Source organism: Corynebacterium camporealensis (assembly GCF_000980815.1).
GTDB lineage: Bacteria > Actinomycetota > Actinomycetes > Mycobacteriales > Mycobacteriaceae > Corynebacterium > Corynebacterium camporealense.
In genome coordinates, this window is sequence record NZ_CP011311.1 from 1,342,941 (window position 1) to 1,362,085 (window position 19,145).

Here is a 19,145-nt window from a genome sequence, read left to right on the forward strand (position 1 = left end):
AGCTTATTGCGTGTGGTCAGAGTTAAACCACGTGGATTCTCGTACCAACTGCATTGCTTCCTTGCGCAGCTCCGGCTCCAGGCGCTGCAAGAAAAGCACACCGTCTAAGTGGTCAGTCTCGTGCTGAATACAGCGTGCCAGCAAACCACTGGCCACCATGGAAATAGGGCGACCATACACGTCCTGACCGCGAACAAATACCGTGTTGTAGCGCTCCGTGGGCGCGCTGATCTCCGGGATGGACAAACATCCTTCGGAGCCACGCTGCATGTTTTCGCCGATGGGCTCCCAGACGGGATTGATGATGGCACCGGCTAATGCCGACTGCGTATGCGAGCAATCAAAGACAAAGATGCGCTTGAGAATGCCAATCTGGCTTCCTGCCAGGCCTACTCCCCCGGCATCATGCATGGTTTCAATCATGTCGGCGGCCAGGCGCTGCAAGGACTCATCGAAAGTATCGATTTCTGCTGCACGCGATGTCAGCACGGGGTCGCCGTAGAGGCGAATGGGGCGAATACTCACGACGTATGTACTCCTTGGCGCATCGAGGATTCAGACGAGAAAAGTTCAGAGATTAAACCGTCCCCATAGTTTACTTGGCAACCCCACGCCCCTGCCGCGACGGTGGGTGTTAGCCAATCCGGATCGGATCGACTTGGATGCGCAACGGCAACTCATCTTTCCGCGCCGAGCGCACCGCATTCGCCGCACGCAATGCCGAGCCTAACTCCGCGCGTGGACCTAAAGGAATGCGCACCAGGACGCGCTGCGGTGGACCGAAACGATCGGTGTCGTACTCGCCTGGCAGATTGACGTTGTTGGGCAGGTCCACCGGGCCGAGAATGTCGACGTGCTCTGGTAACTCGACGAGCTCCAAGAAGCTATCGAGTGCGGCATCGGCACCATCGATTGCTGCCATGTGCACTGCCGGCGGGAAGCGTACTTCACGACGTGCCGCCAACTCAGCAGCAGCCGCACCCACCATGTCCCATTGCTGGAAATAGCTCATCAACGGCAACTGTTCTTCAGCCGCCACCACAACTTCCCCGCCTTTAGCAGCAGGAATCACCATCGTGGCGGCCTGCGCCCACTTCGCCAACGTATCTTCGTTGGCACGCAAGTCCTGGCGATTGAGCAATGCACCGGTTTCCAGCAGTAATGCGGCGCCGTAGTGCCCGCCGCCATCGATAAGCGGCTCCGCACCAGGGGTGGCAATCACCACCGCCGGGGCATCTGGAATCGAATCCAGCACCTTATTGCCACCAGAGACAATCACCCGGGTGCGCGGGAAGACGCGGCCGAGTTCCTCCGCAGTCTTTTCCGACCCCAACGTGATAGCCCGCAGACGCGGCGAGCCACACTGGGTACAGCGGAAACGCGAATCCACACGCCCGCACCAACGACAGGTCGGAATAGCGGCTTCGCCACTGGAGGAATCCCCCACAGCGGGAAGGCCAATAGGACCGTTGCAGTGACGGCACCGGGCAGGGCTACGGCACTTTCCGCAGGCCAAAATCGGTGCGTAACCCTTGCGCGGCATCTGCACCAGCACGGGTAATTCTTCATCCAGTGCACGCTTGACCGCCTGGAAAGCAGGACCCGACAAGGAGGTGGTGCCGCCTTGGGTTTCGCGCGAGATGTTGAAACCGTAGGTGCCAATCGGGGTAATCGTGGGGCGCCGATTCTTTAGCGCACCTTCGGTGGGCAGCAAGTCATGGACCCAGCCGGATTCGACAAGCAATTGGGTCTCCGCCGTGCGGGAATGTCCGGCAATAATCAGCGAGGCAGATTCCTGTGCCACACGTGTCGTCAGCACTTCGCGAGCATGCACGTAAGGCTTGAGGTTGTCGACGAGGTTGTCATCGCCGTCGTTGTAGATGACGGCCAGCTGCAGGTTCTGTACTGGTGCAAAGGCGGCAGAACGCGTGCCGATGACGATGCGGGCTTGGCCTTCCAGCGCAGCCAAGTAGCGGCGGTAGCGTGCCTGCGGACCCTGGCTGTTGTTGAGCACCACGACCTGTTTGGCGCCGACTACTTTGCGGAATGCGGCTTCCAGCACGTCGACGTCGCGTTGGTCGGGCACGACCATGATGACGCCGCAGCCTTCGCGGGCTATTTTCCCGCCGAGTGCTGCTAAGGCACCCGCCCAGTCATCGCCAGGCGCAATCTGCCAGGCAGCACGCGCAATATCCCCGCCAATGATGGTGTCGACGAAGGACTCGCCGTGCTCATAAGCCGACCAGGCAGAGAGATCTGGTTCTTCCGAGTTACCGAGTTCTTCCCAGGGAGTATCGAAGTCGGCTTCCTCGGCCTTGGCGTGGCGCGGCGGAATCGCAGAGCGAATGATATCGGAGCGCACACCGCCGTAGCGCTGCGCGAGTGACTCGATGACTGCGGCGAGGCGCTCCGGATAGACCTGAAAAGGTGAAATCACTCTTTCGATGTAGCGCAGCTTGCCGGAGAACTCCGCGTCGGCGGCACGCTCTAACACGATGGCGTCAACAAGGCGGCCACTAAAACGAATGCGCACCCGGACTCCGGGTTGCGCGGTCTCGGCCATGGATTCCTCCACGAGGTAATCAAATGGCCTGTCCAGGTGGGATATTCCTAGTAGGGGTAACACCCGCGCGATCGGCTTGTGTGCGGCGGGTGTCTTGGGTGGCATAGCGCCTTATTCTACAGCCCTAATGCAGCGCGTAGCTCTTCTACCCGGTTGGTGGCCTCCCACGGCAAATCGATATCGGTGCGGCCAAAGTGACCGTAGACTGCAGTCTTCTTGTAAATCGGGCGCAGCAGGTCCAGGTCGCGAATAATTGCAGCTGGGCGCAGGTCAAAGACCTGATTCACGGCAGCCTGAATCTGCTCATCGCTCAAGCCTTCCTTGGCGGTGCCGAAGGTCTCGACGTACAGACCGACTGGCTTAGCGCGACCAATGGCGTAGGCAACCTGGACTTCCGCGCGGTCTGCCAGGCCGGCAGCGACGACGTTCTTGGCTACCCAGCGCATTGCGTAAGCAGCAGAACGGTCGACCTTGCTCGGGTCCTTACCGGAGAAAGCACCGCCGCCGTGGCGAGCCATGCCGCCGTAGGTATCGACGATAATCTTGCGGCCGGTCAGACCCGCATCGCCCATGGGGCCGCCGAGGGTAAAGGAACCAGAAGGGTTCGACAAGAACTTGGTGTCCTCGCGGTAGAAGCTGTCCAGTCCAGCGTCCTTGATAACCCACTCGACCACCTGCTCGCGCAGCTGCTGTGCCAGCCACTCCTGGGTGACCTCCGGGTCGTGCTGGGTGGAGATAACCACGGTATCGAGGTACTCCGGCTCACCTTCAGCGTTGTAGCCCAAGGTCACCTGGGTCTTACCGTCCGGACGCAGGTGCGGAACGATGTTCTCCTTGCGCACCTGGGCCAAACGACGCGACAGGCGATGCGCCAGCGCAATCGGCAGCGGCATAAATTCAGCTGTCTCGTTGGAGGCGTAGCCGAACATCAGGCCCTGGTCGCCGGCACCAGCAGTGTCGTTGAGCTCGTCGTAATCCTCGCTGCGGTCACGAGCCTCAGTGGAGACGGACACTCCATCGCCAATCTCCTTGGACTGCTCGCCAATGGAGACGTTCACGCCACAGGTCTGGCCATCGAAACCGACCTCAGAGGAGGTAAATCCGATATCCACTAAGGTCTTGCGCACCAGCTGCGGGATTTCCACGTAACCGGTGGTGCTCACCTCACCGACGACGTGAACCTGGCCGGTGGTCACCAAGGTTTCCACGGCCACGCGTGCGGCAGGGTCGGCCTCTAAGAGCGCATCCAAAATGGTGTCAGAGATGGCATCACAGATCTTATCTGGATGTCCTTCGGTTACGGACTCGCTGGTAAAAAGACGCGTTGCCGCTGCAGCGTTATTAGTCACGGAGCTTCCTTACTACAACATAGGTCAATTAGTGCCGGGGCTTCTCAGCACCCGGGATTCATCATCAAACAACCATAGACCAAGCGGTCTACATTGGCAATAAACCAGGCTAGCTAGGCAGAATTTCATTCACGGCCGCGAGAATCTGCGCTGCCACCACCTGTTTCGAACCAGACTCCACCACCTGAGGCTCGACGTCCTTGCGCAGGATCCAACCCTCATTGGACTTTTGCCCAAAGACTTTGCCCTTGCCCACTTCATTGGCCATGAGCACATCGCAGCCTTTGCGCACGAACTTCTGCTTGGCGTAATCCAGCGCGTCGCCGTTTTCATCGCCAGTTTCTGCAGCAAAACCCACGATGACCACATCATCTTTGAGCTTGCCTGCCTCGCGCGCATCGACAAGCCCGCGCAGAATATCCGGGTTTTCAACCAGCTCAATACGAGACAGCTCCTCGTCGGCCTGCCCCTTCTTCATCTTCGACGTCGCAGCCTTCGCCGGACGGTAATCAGACACGGCAGCAGCCATGATGACGATGTCGGCATCGGCAGCTTCTTCCTGCATCGCTGTTTCCAGCTCCACCGTCGAACCGATGTTGCGGACCCGCGCCCCGGAAGGCGTCGGTAACTGCTCAGTATTACCGGCAACCAGCACAACCTCAGCGCCGCGCTGGGAAGCAATCTCTGCCAAAGCAAAGCCCTGGCGACCAGAAGAACGATTGCCGATGTAGCGCACCGGATCCATATCCTCCTGGGTACCACCGGCAGAAATCACGACCTTCTTGCCCACCCAGTCATGCTGGGAGCGATAGCCCGCCAGCTCTGTGCGCACGAGCTCAGCGATCTGTTCCGCATCCGGCAAACGGCCCGGGCCCGTGTCCTTACCGGTAAGGCGACCATGCGCTGGTTCCATCACGGTGATACCGCGGCGACGCAGAGTAGCCACGTTGTCCTGGGTGGCCGGGTTCAACCACATCTCGGTGTGCATCGCTGGCACGACAATGACCGGGCAAGTAGCCACCAAAGCGGTGGCCATGAGCAAATCATCGGCACGCCCTGCAACCAAACGGGCGATGGCATCCGCGGTAGCTGGCGCAATCACCAACGCATCAGCTTCCTGGCCGACGCGAACATGCTGGACCTCATCCACGGCATCAAAGACAGTCGTGGATACCGGATTGCCAGATAGTGCTTCAAAGGTGGCTGCGCCGACGAAGTTTAAGGCTGCCTGGGTAGGCACGACGCGGACGTTGTCCCCTGCTTCGGTGAAGTTCCGGATGAGATGACACGCCTTGTACGCCGCGATGCCTCCGCATACGCCGACGACGATATTGCTCGGTTGCTTAGCTTGGTCAGTCACCCGTCCGATAATACGCGAGCGCTTTACGATGCCCACCTGGGCATGAGAAAACCCCGCTGCCAGGTCTACAAGCTAGTGATGAACTAGCTCTACTGGCAGCGGGGTGAAGCTTTGAAAGCTTTACTTGCCTTCCTCGTGATCCAGGAGGCCTGCGTCGATCTCGCGCAACGCAATAGACAGAGGCTTCTCGCCTGGCTCTGGGGTTACCAGTGGGCCAATGAACTCGAAGACTCCCTCGTCCTGCTCCTGGTAGTAGCTGTTGATCTGACGCGCGCGCTTAGCGGCGAAGATCACCAAGGCGTACTTCGAGGAAACTTTGTCCAGCAGGCCGTCGATGGCCGGGGAGGTAATGCCCTCCGGCACGTCGAATACTGCCTCTGGCTTGGTGGTTTCCGCATTAGCAGGGGTGGTCACGTTAGTCACATGCACCTTTACTCAAATTGAAAGTGGTCAAAAATCCAGGTCTATCCCTGCAGGATAGCACTGATAGATGCCACAGCGTCATCGAGAACTTCGTTCACGACGATGTGGTCGAACTCGTCTTTTGCAGCAAGTTCCTCGCGGGCAGTATTCAACCTGCGGTCGATGACCTCCTGCGGCTCCGTGCCACGCCCGGTGAGGCGCTGCACGAGCTCCTCCCACGACGGCGGTGCGAGGAACACAGTGTCAGCCTCCGGCAACGCTTCCTTGACCGCACGTGCACCGGCGAGGTCAACCTCGACCAGTACAGGGCGGCCAGCAGCCATTGCTTCTTCTACCGGCGCAGCCGGGGTTCCGGAGCGCTGCAGGCCGCCATGAATTTCGGCCCATTCGAGCATTTCGCCAGCATCAATACGCTTTTGGAAATCCTCGGGTGTCACGAAGAAGTAGTCGACACCGTCCTGTTCACCAGGACGGGGCTGACGGGTTGTCATAGAGACGCTGAAATACAGGTTTTCAACGTCAGAGCGCAGGCGCGATACTACCGTGGACTTGCCCACCGCGGACGGGCCAGCCAAAACGACTAACCGACCGCGTGCAGATGCGCCAGACATCGCGCTTTACTCGCCGTAACCGAAGCGCTCCAGCAGAGCGCGACGCTGACGGTCACCCAGGCCGCGCAGACGACGGGTCTGAGCGATCTCCAGGTCTTCCATGATCTCCTTAGCCTTGACCTTGCCAACCTTCGGCAGAGCCTCGAGCAGAGCAGAGACCTTGGTCTTGCCGATGATCTCGTCGGACTCTGCCTTGTCCAGCACGTCCTTCAGGTTGGTCTCGCCGCGCTTGAGCGCAGCCTTGAGCTCAGCACGAGCCTTGCGGGCCTCAGCGGCCTTTGCGAGAGCTTCCTTGCGCTGCTCATCAGTCAACTGTGGAAGGGCCACGGGTTTCCTCCGATTCATTAGATGGATATTTACGTCTAGCAACTAAGTACCAGATTCCGGCAGCTCAGAAAAGGAATAAAAATTTCCCTCTCACACGCGTATAAAACGCGGAGCGAACCGACTTCTGGCAATCCTAGCACTGGTGCATAAGACATGGCGATGACTTCGGGTTTTGCCCGGCCTATTTCAGCACGTCATCGCACTGCCTTAAACAAAATACCAGGTAAGTGGCGTGCCCGTTAATTAGGCTCGCCCCCAGTATTAATTAGTGAATTCTGCTGCGGTTTCACGCACAGCTTTTTGCAGGTCAGCAACGTTCGGACCAGCGTTCAACACTGCCCGAGACACGTTAGCAAAGCCCAGCTCAGGCGCACTTTCAGTGATCTTTTCTACGTCTTGTGCGCTAGCACCTTGCGCGCCCACGCCCGGCAACAGCACCGGACCATGGAGCTGATTAAGTACGGGTGGTTGCGTCAAAGTAGCACCGACGACAACACCGACATTGCCCACCGAACCGACATCAGAAAGCGCAGAGTTATATTGCGCACACTCATCGACGATCCACTGTGCAATGCTGCGCGAGTCCTCACGCTTAGTCGACTGCAACTCAATGGCTTCCGGGTTGGAGGTCGCCGCGAGGACGAAGACTCCCCTGCCGGTTGCCTTAGCGACCTGGAAGACCGGACCTAAGGCACCGACACCCAGATAAGGCGAGACCGTCACTGCATCAGCACGCAGCGGCGAGTCCTCAGCCAACCAGGCATCAGCGTAGCCAGCCATAGTCGAGCCGATATCGCCCCGCTTCGCATCAGCAACCGTCAGACATCCTGCCGAGCGCAGGTCCTCCAGCGTCTCTTCCAGTACGGCGAAGCCTTGAGAACCATAGCGCTCAAAAAAGGCCACTTGTGGCTTCACCAATGCGGCAGTATCCGCAAAGGCTTCCACACAGATACGGCTGAATTCACGCAGGCCTGCAGCGTCATTGCTCAAGCCCCAGGCTTGCAGCAGGTGCGGGTGCGGGTCGATGCCCACACACAGCCTGCCGCGCTCCTGGCCTGCCTCTAGAAGGCGCTGACCGAATCCTTTAGGCGTTGGGGCCATGCTCAAGCTCCTGCAGCGAACGGACAGTCAGGTTACCTGCGCGCAGAGCCTCAATGCCCTGTACGGCAGCGGTAACACCCTGCACGGTGGTCACCAGCGGAATGCCGACGTTCACGGCAGCAGAGCGAATCTCGTAGCCATCATGTCGTGCACCTGCCGAACCAGCCGGGGTGTTCAGAATCAGGTCGACCTTGCCGGCCAGAATCTGATCGACGATGGATTCCTGGTCCTCAGTTGCCTCAGACACCTTCACGGCAACCTCGCAGTCGATGCCGTTGCGACGCAACATCTGTGCGGTACCGGAGGTAGCAACCAGGTTGTAGCCCATGCGTGCCAGGCGCTGAATCGGGAAGATCAGGGTGCGCTTGTCGCGGTTAGCTACCGAGACGAACACCGTGCCCTCCACCGGCAGCTCACCAAAGGCAGCGGTTTCTGCCTTGGCATAAGCGGCACCGAAGTTGCTTGCCAGGCCCATGACCTCACCGGTGGACTTCATCTCTGGCGAGAGCAGAGTATCCAGCAGCTTGCCGTCTGGGCGGCGGAAGCGGTTAAACGGCAACACTGCTTCCTTGACCGCAATCGGGTGCTCAATCGGCAGCGAGCCACCGTCGTAATCGGTTGGCAGCATGCCTTCTTCTTGCAGGTGGGCAATCGAATCGCCGAACATCACACGCGATGCAGCCTTCGCCAGCGGCACGCCAGTGGCCTTGGAGACAAACGGCACGGTACGAGATGCACGCGGGTTGGCCTCAATGACATACAATGTGTCGTCCTTGAGTGCGTACTGCACGTTCATCAGGCCCTTAACGCCAATGCCTTCGGCCAGCTTGCGGGTAGCCTCACGTACCTTGTCGATGTCCTCTGGTCCCAGAGTCATCGGCGGCAGTGCACACGCGGAGTCACCGGAGTGAATACCGGCTTCCTCGATGTGCTCCATCACGCCGCCCAAGTAGACATCCTCGCCATCGCAGAGTGCGTCGACGTCGATCTCCAGTGCGGAGTCCAGGAATCGATCCACCAGCACCGGGTGCTCTGGGGAGAGCTCGGTGGCGCGCTCGATGTAGTCCTCGAGTGCAGTCTCGTCGTAGACAATTTCCATGCCGCGACCGCCCAGGACGTAGGACGGGCGCACCAGGACCGGGTAACCAATCTTGACTGCGACCTCGCGTGCCTCAGCAAACGAGGTAGCGGTACCGAAGTCCGGTGCCGGCAGCTTGGCTTCTTCCAGGACCTTGCCGAATTCGCCGCGGTCCTCAGCCAGGTTGATAGCACCTGGGGTGGTACCGACGACTGGAACGCCAGCTGCTTCGAGGCGCTCTGCCAGGCCCAGCGGGGTCTGACCGCCCAGCTGGACGATGACACCAGCAACAGTGCCTGAGACCGACTCAGCGTGGTAGATCTCCATGACGTCTTCGAAAGTCAGCGGCTCAAAGTACAGGCGATCTGCGGTGTCGTAGTCAGTGGACACGGTCTCTGGGTTGCAGTTGACCATAACGGTCTCATAGCCCTGCTCGGACAGCTCGAGTGCAGCGTGGACACAGGAGTAGTCGAACTCGATGCCCTGGCCGATGCGGTTCGGACCAGAGCCCAAGATGATGACCTTCTCGCGGTCCTTCTGCTCAGCGACCTCGGACTCTGCGTTCGGGTCCAGCTCATAAGCCGAGTAGTGGTACGGGGTCTGTGCCTCGAACTCACCAGCACAGGTATCAACAGTCTTGTAGACCGGGCGGATACCCAGCGACCAGCGCAGAGAGCGCACGCCATTCTCACCGTCGAACTCGGTGCGCACGGCGGCAATCTGGGCATCGGACAGCCCGAAGATCTTCGCCTCGCGCAGCAGTTCTGCATCCAGGACTGGTGCAGAAGCCAGCTTCTCGCGGAAATCGACCAGAGCCTTGAGCTCTGCCAGGAACCACGGGTCGACCTCGGAGGCCTCGTGGAGCTGCTCGATAGTCGCACCCAGGCGCAGTGCCAGCTCCATGTCGTAGATACGGCCTTCGGTCGGACGCTTGAGGTCCTCCAGCACAGCATCGACATCGGTGGCACGCTCGCCTGCGAAGTACTCATCCGGCTTGGTCCAGAAACCATTTGGCTTGTTTTCCAAGGAACGCAGTACCTTGTTCAGAGCGGCGATGTAGTTGCGGCCAATGCCCATGGCCTCACCAACGGACTTCATGGTGGTGGTCAAGGTGTCATCGGCACCCGGGAACTTCTCAAAGGCAAAGCGCGGAGCCTTGACGATGACGTAGTCCAGGGTCGGCTCGAAAGCCGCCGGGGTGACACCGGTGATGTCGTTTTGAACCTCGTCCAGGGTGTAGCCAATGGCCAACTTGGCAGCAAGCTTCGCAATTGGGAAGCCAGTTGCCTTCGAAGCCAGTGCCGAGGAACGGGACACACGCGGGTTCATCTCAATAACGATGATGCGGCCGTCATCCGGGTTCACGGCGAACTGGATGTTACAGCCACCGGTATCGACGCCGACCTCGCGAATAATCGCAATACCCAGGTCACGCATCTCCTGGAACTCGCGGTCGGTCAGGGTCAGTGCCGGTGCGACAGTCACCGAGTCACCGGTGTGCACGCCCAGGGCGTCGACGTTTTCGATAGACGCAATGACCACGACGTTGTCGTCGCCGTCGCGCATGAGCTCGAGCTCAAATTCCTTCCAGCCGAGGATGGATTCTTCAATCAGGACGTTAGCTTCCGGCGAAGCTGCCAGGCCGCCACCGGCAATACGGTCGAGGTCCTCGTTGTCGAAGGCCAGACCAGAGCCCAGGCCGCCCATAGTGAAGGATGGGCGAACCACGACCGGCAGGCCGAGTTCTTCGACGGTCTCGTGGACTTCGTCCATGTTGTGGCACACGCGAGAACGTGCCGAGGAACCGCCGATGGATTCGACGATGTCCTTGAACTTCTGGCGGTCCTCACCGCGCTCAATAGCGTCGATGTCAGCACCAATGAGCTCGATGTCGTACTTATCCAGCACGCCCAAACGGTCCAGCTGGACAGCAGCATTCAGTGCAGTTTGGCCACCGAGTGTTGCCAGCACCGCGTCAATCGGATGGCCCTCCTCAATTTCCTTCTGCAGAATCTTTTCAATGTATTCCGGATCAATCGGCTCGACGTAGGTGTGGTCGGCGAATTCCGGGTCGGTCATAATCGTTGCCGGGTTGGAGTTGACCAGCGTGACGCGCAGGCCTTCTTCCTTGAGCACGCGGCATGCCTGGGTACCGGAGTAGTCGAACTCGCAGGCCTGGCCGATCACAATCGGGCCGGAGCCGATAACCAGGACGTGGTTGATGTCGTTGCGCTTTGGCATAAGTTTTTCTTCCTTTTCCTGGTCGTTACTTGTTCTGCGGGTTCGCGTCCATCAGTTCCACGAACTGCTCGAACAGCGGGTTGGCATCGTGCGGGCCGGCAGCAGATTCCGGGTGGTACTGCACCGAGTAGGCCAGACCACTTTCCAGTGCGACACCTTCGATGGTGTTGTCGTTCAAGCAGGTGTGGGTCACCACAGCCGGGCCGAAGTCAGAGTCGAACTTCTCCCCTGCTGGGTTTTCCTTACCCGACGGGCTGGCCAGGGCGAAGCCGTGGTTCTGGGAGGTGATGTCAATCTTGCCGGTCAGTTGGTTGCGGACCGGGACGTTAATGCCGCGGTGGCCGAACTTCATCTTGTAGGTATCCAGACCCAGTGCGCGGCCCAGAATCTGGTTGCCGAAGCAGATGCCGAAGAAAGGAATCTTGGCGGCCAGCACGTCGCGGACGACGTTGACCATCTCATCGGCAGTTGCCGGGTCACCCGGGCCGTTGGAGACGAAGACGCCATCCGGGTTCAGTTCCTGAATCTTCTCGAAGGAAGTACCTGCCGGAACGACGATGGTCTCAATGCCGTACTTGGCAAAGTTGCGCGGGGTCGCAGTCTTAATACCCATGTCGTAAGCAACTACGGTGTACTTCTTCTCGCCCTCTGCCGGGACGGTGTAGTTGTCCTGGGTAGAAACCTGTGCGGACAGGTCAGCACCCTTCATGGACTCCTGGCCCTTTACTTCTTCGATAAGTTCCTCGACCGGGCGCTCGGCAGCCTCACCGCTAAAGATGCCAGCGGCAATGGAGCCGTCGTTGCGCAGGTGGCGCACCAGGGTACGGGTATCGATGCCGCGGATACCGATGATGCCCTGCTTTTCCATCTCTTCTGGCAGGGAGCGAGCAGCACGCCAGTTAGAGACGCGCTTAGCCAGGTCGCGGATAATCAGACCAGCGACCCAAATCTGGTTGTCGTGGGACTCGTTGTCCTCATCGTTCCAGCCGGTGTTGCCAATCTGCGGTGCAGCAGTAACGACTAGCTGGCGGTGGTAGGACGGGTCGGTCATGGTCTCTTGGTAGCCCGTCATACCGGTGGTAAAGACGGCCTCGCCCAGAGTCGTGCCGGTAGCGCCGAAGCCGTAGCCGTGGAAGGTACGACCGTCAGCGAGCACGAGAATTGCTGGGATATTGTCAGTCACGTCGTGGCCTTTCTTGGTGACGTTGGTTCTCTATAGAGCTAGGTTAATCAAGTTCTCAGCCGCTCTCAGCGACTATGCCAAAGCCGAATTCGCTTACTTATCGGAATCAGTCTGCAAGTCGAAGGTGCGACGGCCGCGCAGAATCGTATGGGTAACGCGTGCGCCAAACTCTTCGCCCTCAAAGGGGTTGTTTTCCGACTTGGACGCCAGCTGCGTCGAATCAGAGACCCACGGGTGCTCCGGGTCGACGATGGTCAGGTTGGCAGGCTCACCAACAGCAACCGGGCGACCGTGTTCGGGCAGGCGGGTGATCTTCGCCGGGTTCTCCGACATCACGCGGGCAACAAAGCGCCAGTCAGCCAGGCCGGAGGCCACAAAGAGCTTGGCGATGATTGCCAGCGAGGATTCCAGCCCCAGCATCCCGGGCTTGGCGTTTTCGAACTCCACGCACTTGTCTTCCGAGCCATGCGGGGCGTGGTCGGTAGCAACACAGTCAATGAGGCCATCGAGCAGTGCCTGGCGCAGCGCCAAGGTGTCGTGCTCTTCGCGCAGCGGCGGGTTCACGCGGAAGATGCCGTCGTAGGTGCGCAGCTTTTCATCGGTCAGCAGCAGGTGGTGCGGGGTGACCTCTGCGGTGAGCGGAATATCCTGCTCCTTGGCCCACTTCAGCAGCTCCACGGTGCCGGTGGTCGAGGCGTGGCAGATGTGCACGCGGTTGCCGTAGTCACGGGCCAGCAGTGCATCGCGAGCAACGATGGATTCCTCAGCCACACGCGGCCAGCCGCGCAGGCCCAGGCGTGCTGCGGTTTCACCTTCGTGGGCCACCGCACCTTCGGTCAGTCGAGGTTCTTCAGCGTGCTGTGCCAACAGGACGTCTAAGCCCTTGGCGTATTCCAGGGCGCGGCGCATCAGTTGCGGGTCAGCAACGCACTTGCCGTCATCGGAGAACATGCGCACCTTGGCATCAGAACGTGCCATCATGCCGAACTCGGTCAGTTCCTTACCCGCCAGGCCCTTGGTGATAGAGCCAACCGGGTGAACATCGCACAGCCCCAGTGCCTGGGCCTTCGCCCAGACCGACTCTGCAATAACCGGCTGGTCAGTGACCGGGTTGGTGTTAGCCATGGTAAACACTGCGGTAAAGCCACCCTTGGCAGCGGCTGCGGAACCCGTAGCGATGGTCTCAGTATCCTCACGGCCCGGCTCGCGCAGGTGCACGTGCATATCGACCAATCCTGGCAGCAGGACGTTGCCCTGGCCGTCAATGACGTCGTCGGCAGACTGCTCGGCGACCTCTGGGCCGATGGCAGCAATGCAACCGTCTTCGATGAGAACGGAGACGGGATCTCCTTCGCCATAAGGGCGAATGTTGTCGATGCGCAAGGTGGTATCCGCCGGGGCGCTGAGGCGACCGGTCTCTGGGTAATTGCTCATTATTGCCTCCTAGATTCCGGCGTTCTCGCCGTTGGTCAGCAGGGTAAACAGGGTGGCCATACGGGCGTGCACACCGTTGTTGACCTGCTGGAGTACTGCCGTGTTGTCGTAGTCTGCGACCGCGTAGTTGATTTCCATACCGCGCAGCATCGGGCCCGGGTGCATGACCATGGCATCCTTGCGCATCGCCGCCGCACGGTCCTTGGACAAGCCAAAGAGGTTGGCGTATTCGCGATGCGACGGGAAGAAACCGCCCTGCATGCGCTCTTGCTGGACACGCAGCATCATGACCACGTCAGCATCGCCAAGCTCGGCGTCAAAGTCATAGTTAATCCGCACTGGCCAATGCTCCACACCAGTCGGCATGAGGGTGGCCGGGGCGACCAGAGTGACCTCTGCGCCGAGGGTGCTCAGCAGGTCAACGTTGGAACGGACCACACGCGAGTGCAGGCAGTCACCGACAATCTTGACCTTGAGGCCTTCAAAAGCATTGTCACCGTAGAGGTCCAGCCGCTGGCGCATGGTCACTGCATCCAGCAGGGCCTGGGTCGGGTGTTGGTGTGAGCCGTCGCCGGCGTTGATAACCGACGGGCCCTGACCGTCCGGGCAGACCCACTGTGCCAGCTGCTGTGCAGCGCCTGACGATGGGTGGCGCATGATAATCGCATCTGCACCAATCGCAGCCAGGGTCAGGCCAGTGTCTTTGAGGGACTCGCCCTTCTTCACCGACGAGCTCGATGCCGAGAGGTTAATAACATCAGCAGACATCCACTTGCCCGCGGTCTCAAAAGACGAGCGGGTACGGGTGGAGTTTTCATAGAACAGGGTATAAATCGTGCGCCCGCGCAGGGTCGGCAGCTTTTTGACCTCGCGGCCCAGCAGGGCTTCGCGGAAGCGGTCAGCCTCATCGAGCAGGCCGATAATCTCGTCGCGCGAGAGATCCGCCATGTCTAGTAGGTGCTTCATGTTTACTCCTCCTCCGCCGGGCGGGTGAGGACAACCGCGTCGCGACCATCCAGCTCGGCGTTATAAACCATGACGTCTTCTTCGCGCGCGGTAGGCAGGTTCTTACCTACGTAATCAGCGCGGATGGGCAGCTGACGATGACCGCGGTCAACTAGAACTGCCAGTTGGATGATGTCGGGGCGGCCGATGTCAGAAAGTGCATCCAGGGCCGCGCGAATGGTGCGGCCGGAATACAGCACATCATCGACCAGCACTACCGTTGCTCCATCGATGCCACCTTCAGGCAGGCGGGTGGGCTGTAGTGCGCGATGTGGTTTGTTGCGCAGATCGTCGCGGTACAAGGTGATGTCCAGTGACCCCCAGGGGACATCCACGCCGGAAAATTCTGAGATCTTTGCTGCCAATTGTCGCGCCAGCGGTACTCCCCCAGAAGGGATTCCCAGCAGCAACACCCGGGAGGCGTCCTGCGAATCTAGCGCCGTTTTCTCAATGATCTGGTGCGCGATGCGTGCGACAGTACGCGAAACATCGTCTGCGCTAAGCAGCTCAGTTGTTTCTACGTCCTTGTGCGTTCCACTCATCGTGACCTCCTTCCCCGCCTCACAGTGCGGTCTTTAAAGGATGCCGGTAAATGGTTCGAAGTGTCTATGATTGAAAGACAGCAATCATTTTAGCACTGTCGCCACCCGCGCGTGACCCCATCAGAAAGGTTCTTTGCCAGGTGAGTTTAAGAGCACAGCACATCGTCCCCGCACCCCGCACCGAGGTGTGGGAGTGGCATACCCGCCCTGGTGCGATTACTCGACTCACCCCACCATTTTCCTTTATGACCCCGCTACAGCAGGCCGACAGCCTGGCTGATGGCACCACCATTTTGGGCCTACCCGGTGGCCTGAAGTGGATCGCGCGCCACGATCTTTCCCGCTATCGCAGCGGCTACAGCTTCGCCGATGTCTGCACGAATGCCCCAATGCGTCGTCTGGCGCACTGGCGCCATGACCACCACTTCGCCGATCATGACGAAGGCACCCTGATTACCGATGAGGTCGACACTCGCCTTCCCGATGGCCCACTGCAGTCCATGTTTGCCTACCGCCAGCACCAGCTGCGCGAGGACTTCGGCTTTCTGCAGCGCCTCGGCGATCTCAACGACCGCAAGCTGACAGTTGCTATTACGGGCTCGCGCGGCACCGTTGGTCGCGCCCTGACTGCACAACTAACAACCGGCGGCCACAAGGTCATTCAGCTCGTCCGCAAGACTCCGAAGGATGGCCAACGCCAGTGGCACCCCAACGGCCCGCGTCCGGGACTGCTCGACGGCGTCGATGTCGTCGTCCATCTTGCGGGCGAGCCCATCTTCGGCCGCTTTAATGACTCGCACAAACAAGAAATCCGCGACTCCCGTGTGGAACCCACGCGCAAGCTTGCCGAACTAGCTGCCCGCACCGACGGCGTCGAAGCGTTTATCTGTGCCTCCGCCATCGGCTTCTACGGCTCTAACCGCGGCGAAGAAGAACTGCACGAAGACACCTCCGTTGGTGACGACTTCCTCGCCGATGTTGTCAGCGAATGGGAAGGCGCCTGCGAACCCGCACGCAAGGCTGGCCTACGCGTAGCCAACGTACGCACCGGCGTGGTGCTCTCTGGCAACGGTGGCATGATGCCCATCCTGCGCACCCTCTTTTCCACAGGCCTTGGCGGCCCGATTTCCGACGGTGAGTTCTGGTTTAGCTGGATCGCACTAGACGACTTGTCTGATATCTACTACCGGGCGATCGTCGATAAGCGCTACACCGGCCCCATCAACGCTGTAGCCCCCAACCCGCTGCTGCACCGGGACTTCGTCAAAGCACTGGCCAAAGAAATCAAGCGCCCTGCCTTCTTGCCCATCCCGGCCTTCGGCCCGGCCCTACTGCTGGGCAAGCAAGGCGCACGCGAGCTCGCCCTGGCCGACCAAAAAGTCATGCCAACTGCACTTAACGACCTCAACCACCACTTCCGCTACCCCGACTTAGAACCTGCCCTAGCACACGAACTCGGTGGCGAAGAACTACGCCAAGACTCCTAACGCCGTTCCCTACCCACCTCCAGAAAAGTTGTTGGCGGGTAGGTAGGCTGGTTGAGGCTAAACTTACAACCCCGATCAGGAATGGATGTTGACTTAAGTGTCTGAACAACCAGAACTCATCCCGGATACCCCGGTAGAGCCGGTAACGCTCGAACGCATCGGTGAGATCTTCGAATCCGAGAACCTGGAATTTCGCATTGAAGACCAGCAGGTCAGCGAAGAAGAAACCGTGCGTATCCTGCGCACCGGCTTTTCCAATACCGCTATTGCAATGCAGGTTCGTGAAAAGACCCTCGTGGTCGACTCCGTATGGCGCGGCAACGTGCCAGCGTCTGAGGGCCCTGCCCTGCTGATGACGCTGAACCAGTGGAATCAGCAGCACTTCGCCCCGACCCTGCGCTTCTTTGAAAGCCAGGACCAGGTGCTTGCCGTATCCGGTGTGCGTGAGATGAACTTCGCCCACGGTGCATCCCGCAACCAGATCGGCGCCTTTATTATGTCGACTTTAGATTCCATTCTGCAGTCCTTCGCCTACATCGAAGAGCAGTACCCGCAGCTGGTGACCTGGGAGGAGCACAACCATGAGCAATAACGACAACAATCTGCCACAGGTAACCCTCGACCGCGTGATCGAGGCAATGCGCACCTTCGATATTGAGCTCACCCCAGTCGAGGGCCGCTACGATGCCGCTACGGCGAACCTCAACGGCCTGCCTTGCCTGTTCGCACTGCTGGACTCTGTCCTCATCGTGCGTTGCGACGTGCCTACCGACGCCGTCTACACCCAGGCTGATGCTGGACTCTTCCTGGCTGCTAACCAGATCAACTCGGTCTCCTTCGGCGCCCGCGCCGTTATCACCGAGCACGAGAACAACCTGGTCGTCCGCAGCGAGCGCGACGTCCCGATTGCCGCTGGTATGAACGACGAGCAGCTGGCCACCGCCATCCAGGGCGCTGTCGATGGTGTCATCGGTGCCCAGGACGCCATGGTCTCTGCCGCCGAAGAAATGGCGAAGCTCGGCTCCGACTCCGCCAAGCAAGCCGGCGAAAGCACTGAGTAAAGCAACGCTTTACTCAACGTGCGTCACTACGCACCAACAAACGCAAAAATCCGGGTGGATATCCACCCGGATTTCTTCGATCTATCGACAAAATGTCGACGAACTAGTTGAATAACTAGTTCTCTTCGTCAGCGCGCTTCTCTGCTTCAGCTGCCTGCGCATCGCCTGCATCCAGCTGCGAAGGCTCCAACGGCTGCGCTGCCGCTGCCGTGGACTCTTCAGACTTAGGCTCTTCTGCGGAATCTACGTTCTCAGATTCAGCGGCATCCTCAATGTCGCCGAATTCCGCCGAGTCGGCGTCATCCTGCTGCGCCATGGGGTTGTCGGCGCGGCGGGACTGTGCGACATCGTCCAGGACGGCGTGGATGTACGGTGCGGCCTGTTCGTTGGAGTACTCCGAGGCCAGCTCTACGCCTTCAACCACGGCGGTGGCTACCGGCACGTCAGGGTTAAACAGCAGTTCCCAGACGGCAACGCGCATGATGGCGCGGTCGACCGCTGGCAGGCGGTGGAACTCCCAGTCGTCAGAAAGGTAGCGCGCGATGGTCTCGTCGATTTCGTCGAGTTCCTCAGCAGCGCCCTTCACGATGACCTGGGTGTACTCCGCAACAGGAGCAACCAGCTGGTTGTCCTTGCGGGCTAATTCCACGCGGTCAGCCACGATAGCGACTGGGTCCATGTCGCGGTTTTCTGCTTCGTAGAGAATATCCGCCGCGCGGCGACGCGCCTTGTAGCGCGCGGTATGCCGCTTGTACTTGTTCTTCTCAGTCAATGTGCGACCTAGTTGTTAACGCGGGAGAGGTACTCACCGGTACGGGTGTCGATCTTCAGCACGTTGCCGGTCTCAATGAACAGCGGAACCTGGACCTCAGCACCGGTTTCCAGGGTGGCCGGCTTGGTGCCACCGGAGGAACGGTCGCCCTGCAGGCCTGGCTCGGTATGCTCGACCTTCAGGTCCACGGAGATCGGCAGCTCACCGAAAAGAGCTTCACCATCGTGGAAGGACACCTGCACGCGCATGTTCTCCAGCAAGAAACGTGCAGCGTCGCCGAACTTGTCAGCGGACAGCTCGTACTGCTCGAAGGTCTTGTCGTCCATGACAACGTAGCTGGTGCCGTCGTTGTACAGGTAGGTCATGTCGCGACGGTCGACGGTAGCGGTCTCCACCTTCACGCCGGCATTGAAGGTCTTATCGGTGACCTTGCCGGAGAGGACGTCCTTGAGCTTGGTGCGCACAAAGGCAGGGCCCTTGCCCGGCTTCACGTGCTGGAACTCAACAATCTGCTGCAGCTTGTTGTCGATCCTGAGCACAAGGCCGTTCTTAAAGTCGGTGGTATCAGCCATAAATCAAACTCCCTTAAAAGTTGAGGGTGAAAGTTG

18 protein-coding genes are annotated in these 19,145 nt (G+C 59.7%); 3 read left to right on the forward strand and 15 right to left on the reverse strand.

Annotated features, from left to right (window positions below; all coding sequences use genetic code 11):
• Nucleotides 1–3: 3 nt before the first annotated feature.
• The 13 genes from def to pyrR form a co-directional block, all read right to left on the reverse strand.
• Complete coding sequence (gene def / locus UL81_RS06270) at nucleotides 4–525, reverse strand: peptide deformylase (RefSeq protein WP_035104727.1); 522 nt, start codon at nucleotides 523–525, stop codon at nucleotides 4–6.
• Nucleotides 526–634: 109 nt separating this feature from the next.
• Nucleotides 635–2,668, reverse strand: coding sequence for a primosomal protein N' (locus tag UL81_RS06275; RefSeq protein WP_035104731.1), 2,034 nt, complete (start codon nucleotides 2,666–2,668; stop codon nucleotides 635–637).
• Nucleotides 2,669–2,679: 11 nt separating this feature from the next.
• Complete coding sequence (gene metK / locus UL81_RS06280; protein WP_046453397.1) at nucleotides 2,680–3,912, reverse strand: methionine adenosyltransferase; 1,233 nt, start codon at nucleotides 3,910–3,912, stop codon at nucleotides 2,680–2,682.
• A gap of 109 nt (nucleotides 3,913–4,021) precedes the next feature.
• Complete coding sequence (gene coaBC / locus UL81_RS06285) at nucleotides 4,022–5,272, reverse strand: bifunctional phosphopantothenoylcysteine decarboxylase/phosphopantothenate--cysteine ligase CoaBC (RefSeq protein ID WP_046453398.1); 1,251 nt, start codon at nucleotides 5,270–5,272, stop codon at nucleotides 4,022–4,024.
• Between the two features lie 120 nt (nucleotides 5,273–5,392).
• A complete protein-coding gene (gene rpoZ, locus UL81_RS06290) occupies nucleotides 5,393–5,695 on the reverse strand; it encodes a DNA-directed RNA polymerase subunit omega (RefSeq protein WP_035104733.1) in 303 nt (100 codons plus the stop codon).
• A gap of 41 nt (nucleotides 5,696–5,736) precedes the next feature.
• The gene (gmk, locus tag UL81_RS06295; protein WP_035104736.1) at nucleotides 5,737–6,306 is read right to left on the reverse strand and encodes a guanylate kinase; all 570 of its coding nucleotides are present in this window, start codon (nucleotides 6,304–6,306) and stop codon (nucleotides 5,737–5,739) included.
• 6 nt (nucleotides 6,307–6,312) lie between these two features.
• Nucleotides 6,313–6,633 (reverse strand): integration host factor, actinobacterial type, encoded by a 321-nt coding sequence (gene mihF / locus UL81_RS06300; protein ID WP_046453399.1) that lies wholly within the window; start codon nucleotides 6,631–6,633, stop codon nucleotides 6,313–6,315.
• Nucleotides 6,634–6,894: 261 nt separating this feature from the next.
• Complete coding sequence (gene pyrF / locus UL81_RS06305) at nucleotides 6,895–7,734, reverse strand: orotidine-5'-phosphate decarboxylase (RefSeq protein ID WP_035104738.1); 840 nt, start codon at nucleotides 7,732–7,734, stop codon at nucleotides 6,895–6,897.
• Nucleotides 7,718–11,053, reverse strand: coding sequence for a carbamoyl-phosphate synthase large subunit (carB, locus tag UL81_RS06310; protein WP_046453400.1), 3,336 nt, complete (start codon nucleotides 11,051–11,053; stop codon nucleotides 7,718–7,720). Before carB ends, pyrF begins: the two co-directional genes overlap by 17 nt.
• Before the next feature lie 25 nt (nucleotides 11,054–11,078).
• Nucleotides 11,079–12,236, reverse strand: coding sequence for a glutamine-hydrolyzing carbamoyl-phosphate synthase small subunit (gene carA, locus UL81_RS06315; protein WP_035104741.1), 1,158 nt, complete (start codon nucleotides 12,234–12,236; stop codon nucleotides 11,079–11,081).
• Between the two features lie 93 nt (nucleotides 12,237–12,329).
• Nucleotides 12,330–13,670 (reverse strand): dihydroorotase, encoded by a 1,341-nt coding sequence (locus tag UL81_RS06320; protein WP_035104744.1) that lies wholly within the window; start codon nucleotides 13,668–13,670, stop codon nucleotides 12,330–12,332.
• 9 nt (nucleotides 13,671–13,679) lie between these two features.
• Complete coding sequence (locus UL81_RS06325; protein WP_035104746.1) at nucleotides 13,680–14,636, reverse strand: aspartate carbamoyltransferase catalytic subunit; 957 nt, start codon at nucleotides 14,634–14,636, stop codon at nucleotides 13,680–13,682.
• A 2-nt stretch (nucleotides 14,637–14,638) separates the two neighbouring features.
• Entirely contained in the window at nucleotides 14,639–15,217 is a 579-nt protein-coding gene (pyrR, locus tag UL81_RS06330) for a bifunctional pyr operon transcriptional regulator/uracil phosphoribosyltransferase PyrR (protein WP_035104749.1), read from the reverse strand.
• A 140-nt stretch (nucleotides 15,218–15,357) separates the two neighbouring features.
• Between pyrR and UL81_RS06335 the strand changes: the two genes are divergently transcribed.
• The 3 genes from UL81_RS06335 (at nucleotide 15,358) to UL81_RS06345 (ending at nucleotide 17,765) form a co-directional block, all read left to right on the forward strand.
• A complete protein-coding gene (locus UL81_RS06335; RefSeq protein WP_035104753.1) occupies nucleotides 15,358–16,704 on the forward strand; it encodes a TIGR01777 family oxidoreductase in 1,347 nt (448 codons plus the stop codon).
• 97 nt (nucleotides 16,705–16,801) lie between these two features.
• Nucleotides 16,802–17,296 (forward strand): YbjN domain-containing protein, encoded by a 495-nt coding sequence (locus UL81_RS06340; protein WP_035104756.1) that lies wholly within the window; start codon nucleotides 16,802–16,804, stop codon nucleotides 17,294–17,296.
• Nucleotides 17,286–17,765 carry a YbjN domain-containing protein gene (locus tag UL81_RS06345; protein WP_035104759.1) on the forward strand — a complete coding sequence of 160 codons (480 nt, stop codon included), beginning with the start codon at nucleotides 17,286–17,288 and terminating at the stop codon, nucleotides 17,763–17,765. Before UL81_RS06340 ends, UL81_RS06345 begins: the two co-directional genes overlap by 11 nt.
• A gap of 115 nt (nucleotides 17,766–17,880) precedes the next feature.
• On the opposite strand, the gene nusB is transcribed toward UL81_RS06345, so the two are convergent.
• Nucleotides 17,881–18,537 (reverse strand): transcription antitermination factor NusB, encoded by a 657-nt coding sequence (nusB, locus tag UL81_RS06350; RefSeq protein ID WP_046453401.1) that lies wholly within the window; start codon nucleotides 18,535–18,537, stop codon nucleotides 17,881–17,883.
• An 8-nt stretch (nucleotides 18,538–18,545) separates the two neighbouring features.
• On the reverse strand, nucleotides 18,546–19,109 hold the full coding sequence (efp, locus tag UL81_RS06355; RefSeq protein WP_035104762.1) for an elongation factor P: 564 nt from the start codon (nucleotides 19,107–19,109) through the stop codon (nucleotides 18,546–18,548).
• Nucleotides 19,110–19,145: the final 36 nt, after the last annotated feature.

Excerpts from the sequence above, each read along its gene's own strand:
- gmk (WP_035104736.1), bottom strand. The coding sequence starts at position 6,306 with ATGTCTGGCGCATCTGCACGCGGTCGGTTAGTCGTTTTGGCTGGCCCG.
- pyrR (WP_035104749.1), bottom strand. The coding sequence starts at position 15,217 with ATGAGTGGAACGCACAAGGACGTAGAAACAACTGAGCTGCTTAGCGCA.
- UL81_RS06275 (WP_035104731.1), bottom strand. The coding sequence starts at position 2,668 with ATGCCACCCAAGACACCCGCCGCACACAAGCCGATCGCGCGGGTGTTA.
- pyrF (WP_035104738.1), bottom strand. The coding sequence starts at position 7,734 with ATGGCCCCAACGCCTAAAGGATTCGGTCAGCGCCTTCTAGAGGCAGGC.
- UL81_RS06320 (WP_035104744.1), bottom strand. The coding sequence starts at position 13,670 with ATGAGCAATTACCCAGAGACCGGTCGCCTCAGCGCCCCGGCGGATACC.
- UL81_RS06325 (WP_035104746.1), bottom strand. The coding sequence starts at position 14,636 with ATGAAGCACCTACTAGACATGGCGGATCTCTCGCGCGACGAGATTATC.
- UL81_RS06345 (WP_035104759.1), top strand. The coding sequence starts at position 17,286 with ATGAGCAATAACGACAACAATCTGCCACAGGTAACCCTCGACCGCGTG.
- carB (WP_046453400.1), bottom strand. The coding sequence starts at position 11,053 with ATGCCAAAGCGCAACGACATCAACCACGTCCTGGTTATCGGCTCCGGC.
- efp (WP_035104762.1), bottom strand. The coding sequence starts at position 19,109 with ATGGCTGATACCACCGACTTTAAGAACGGCCTTGTGCTCAGGATCGAC.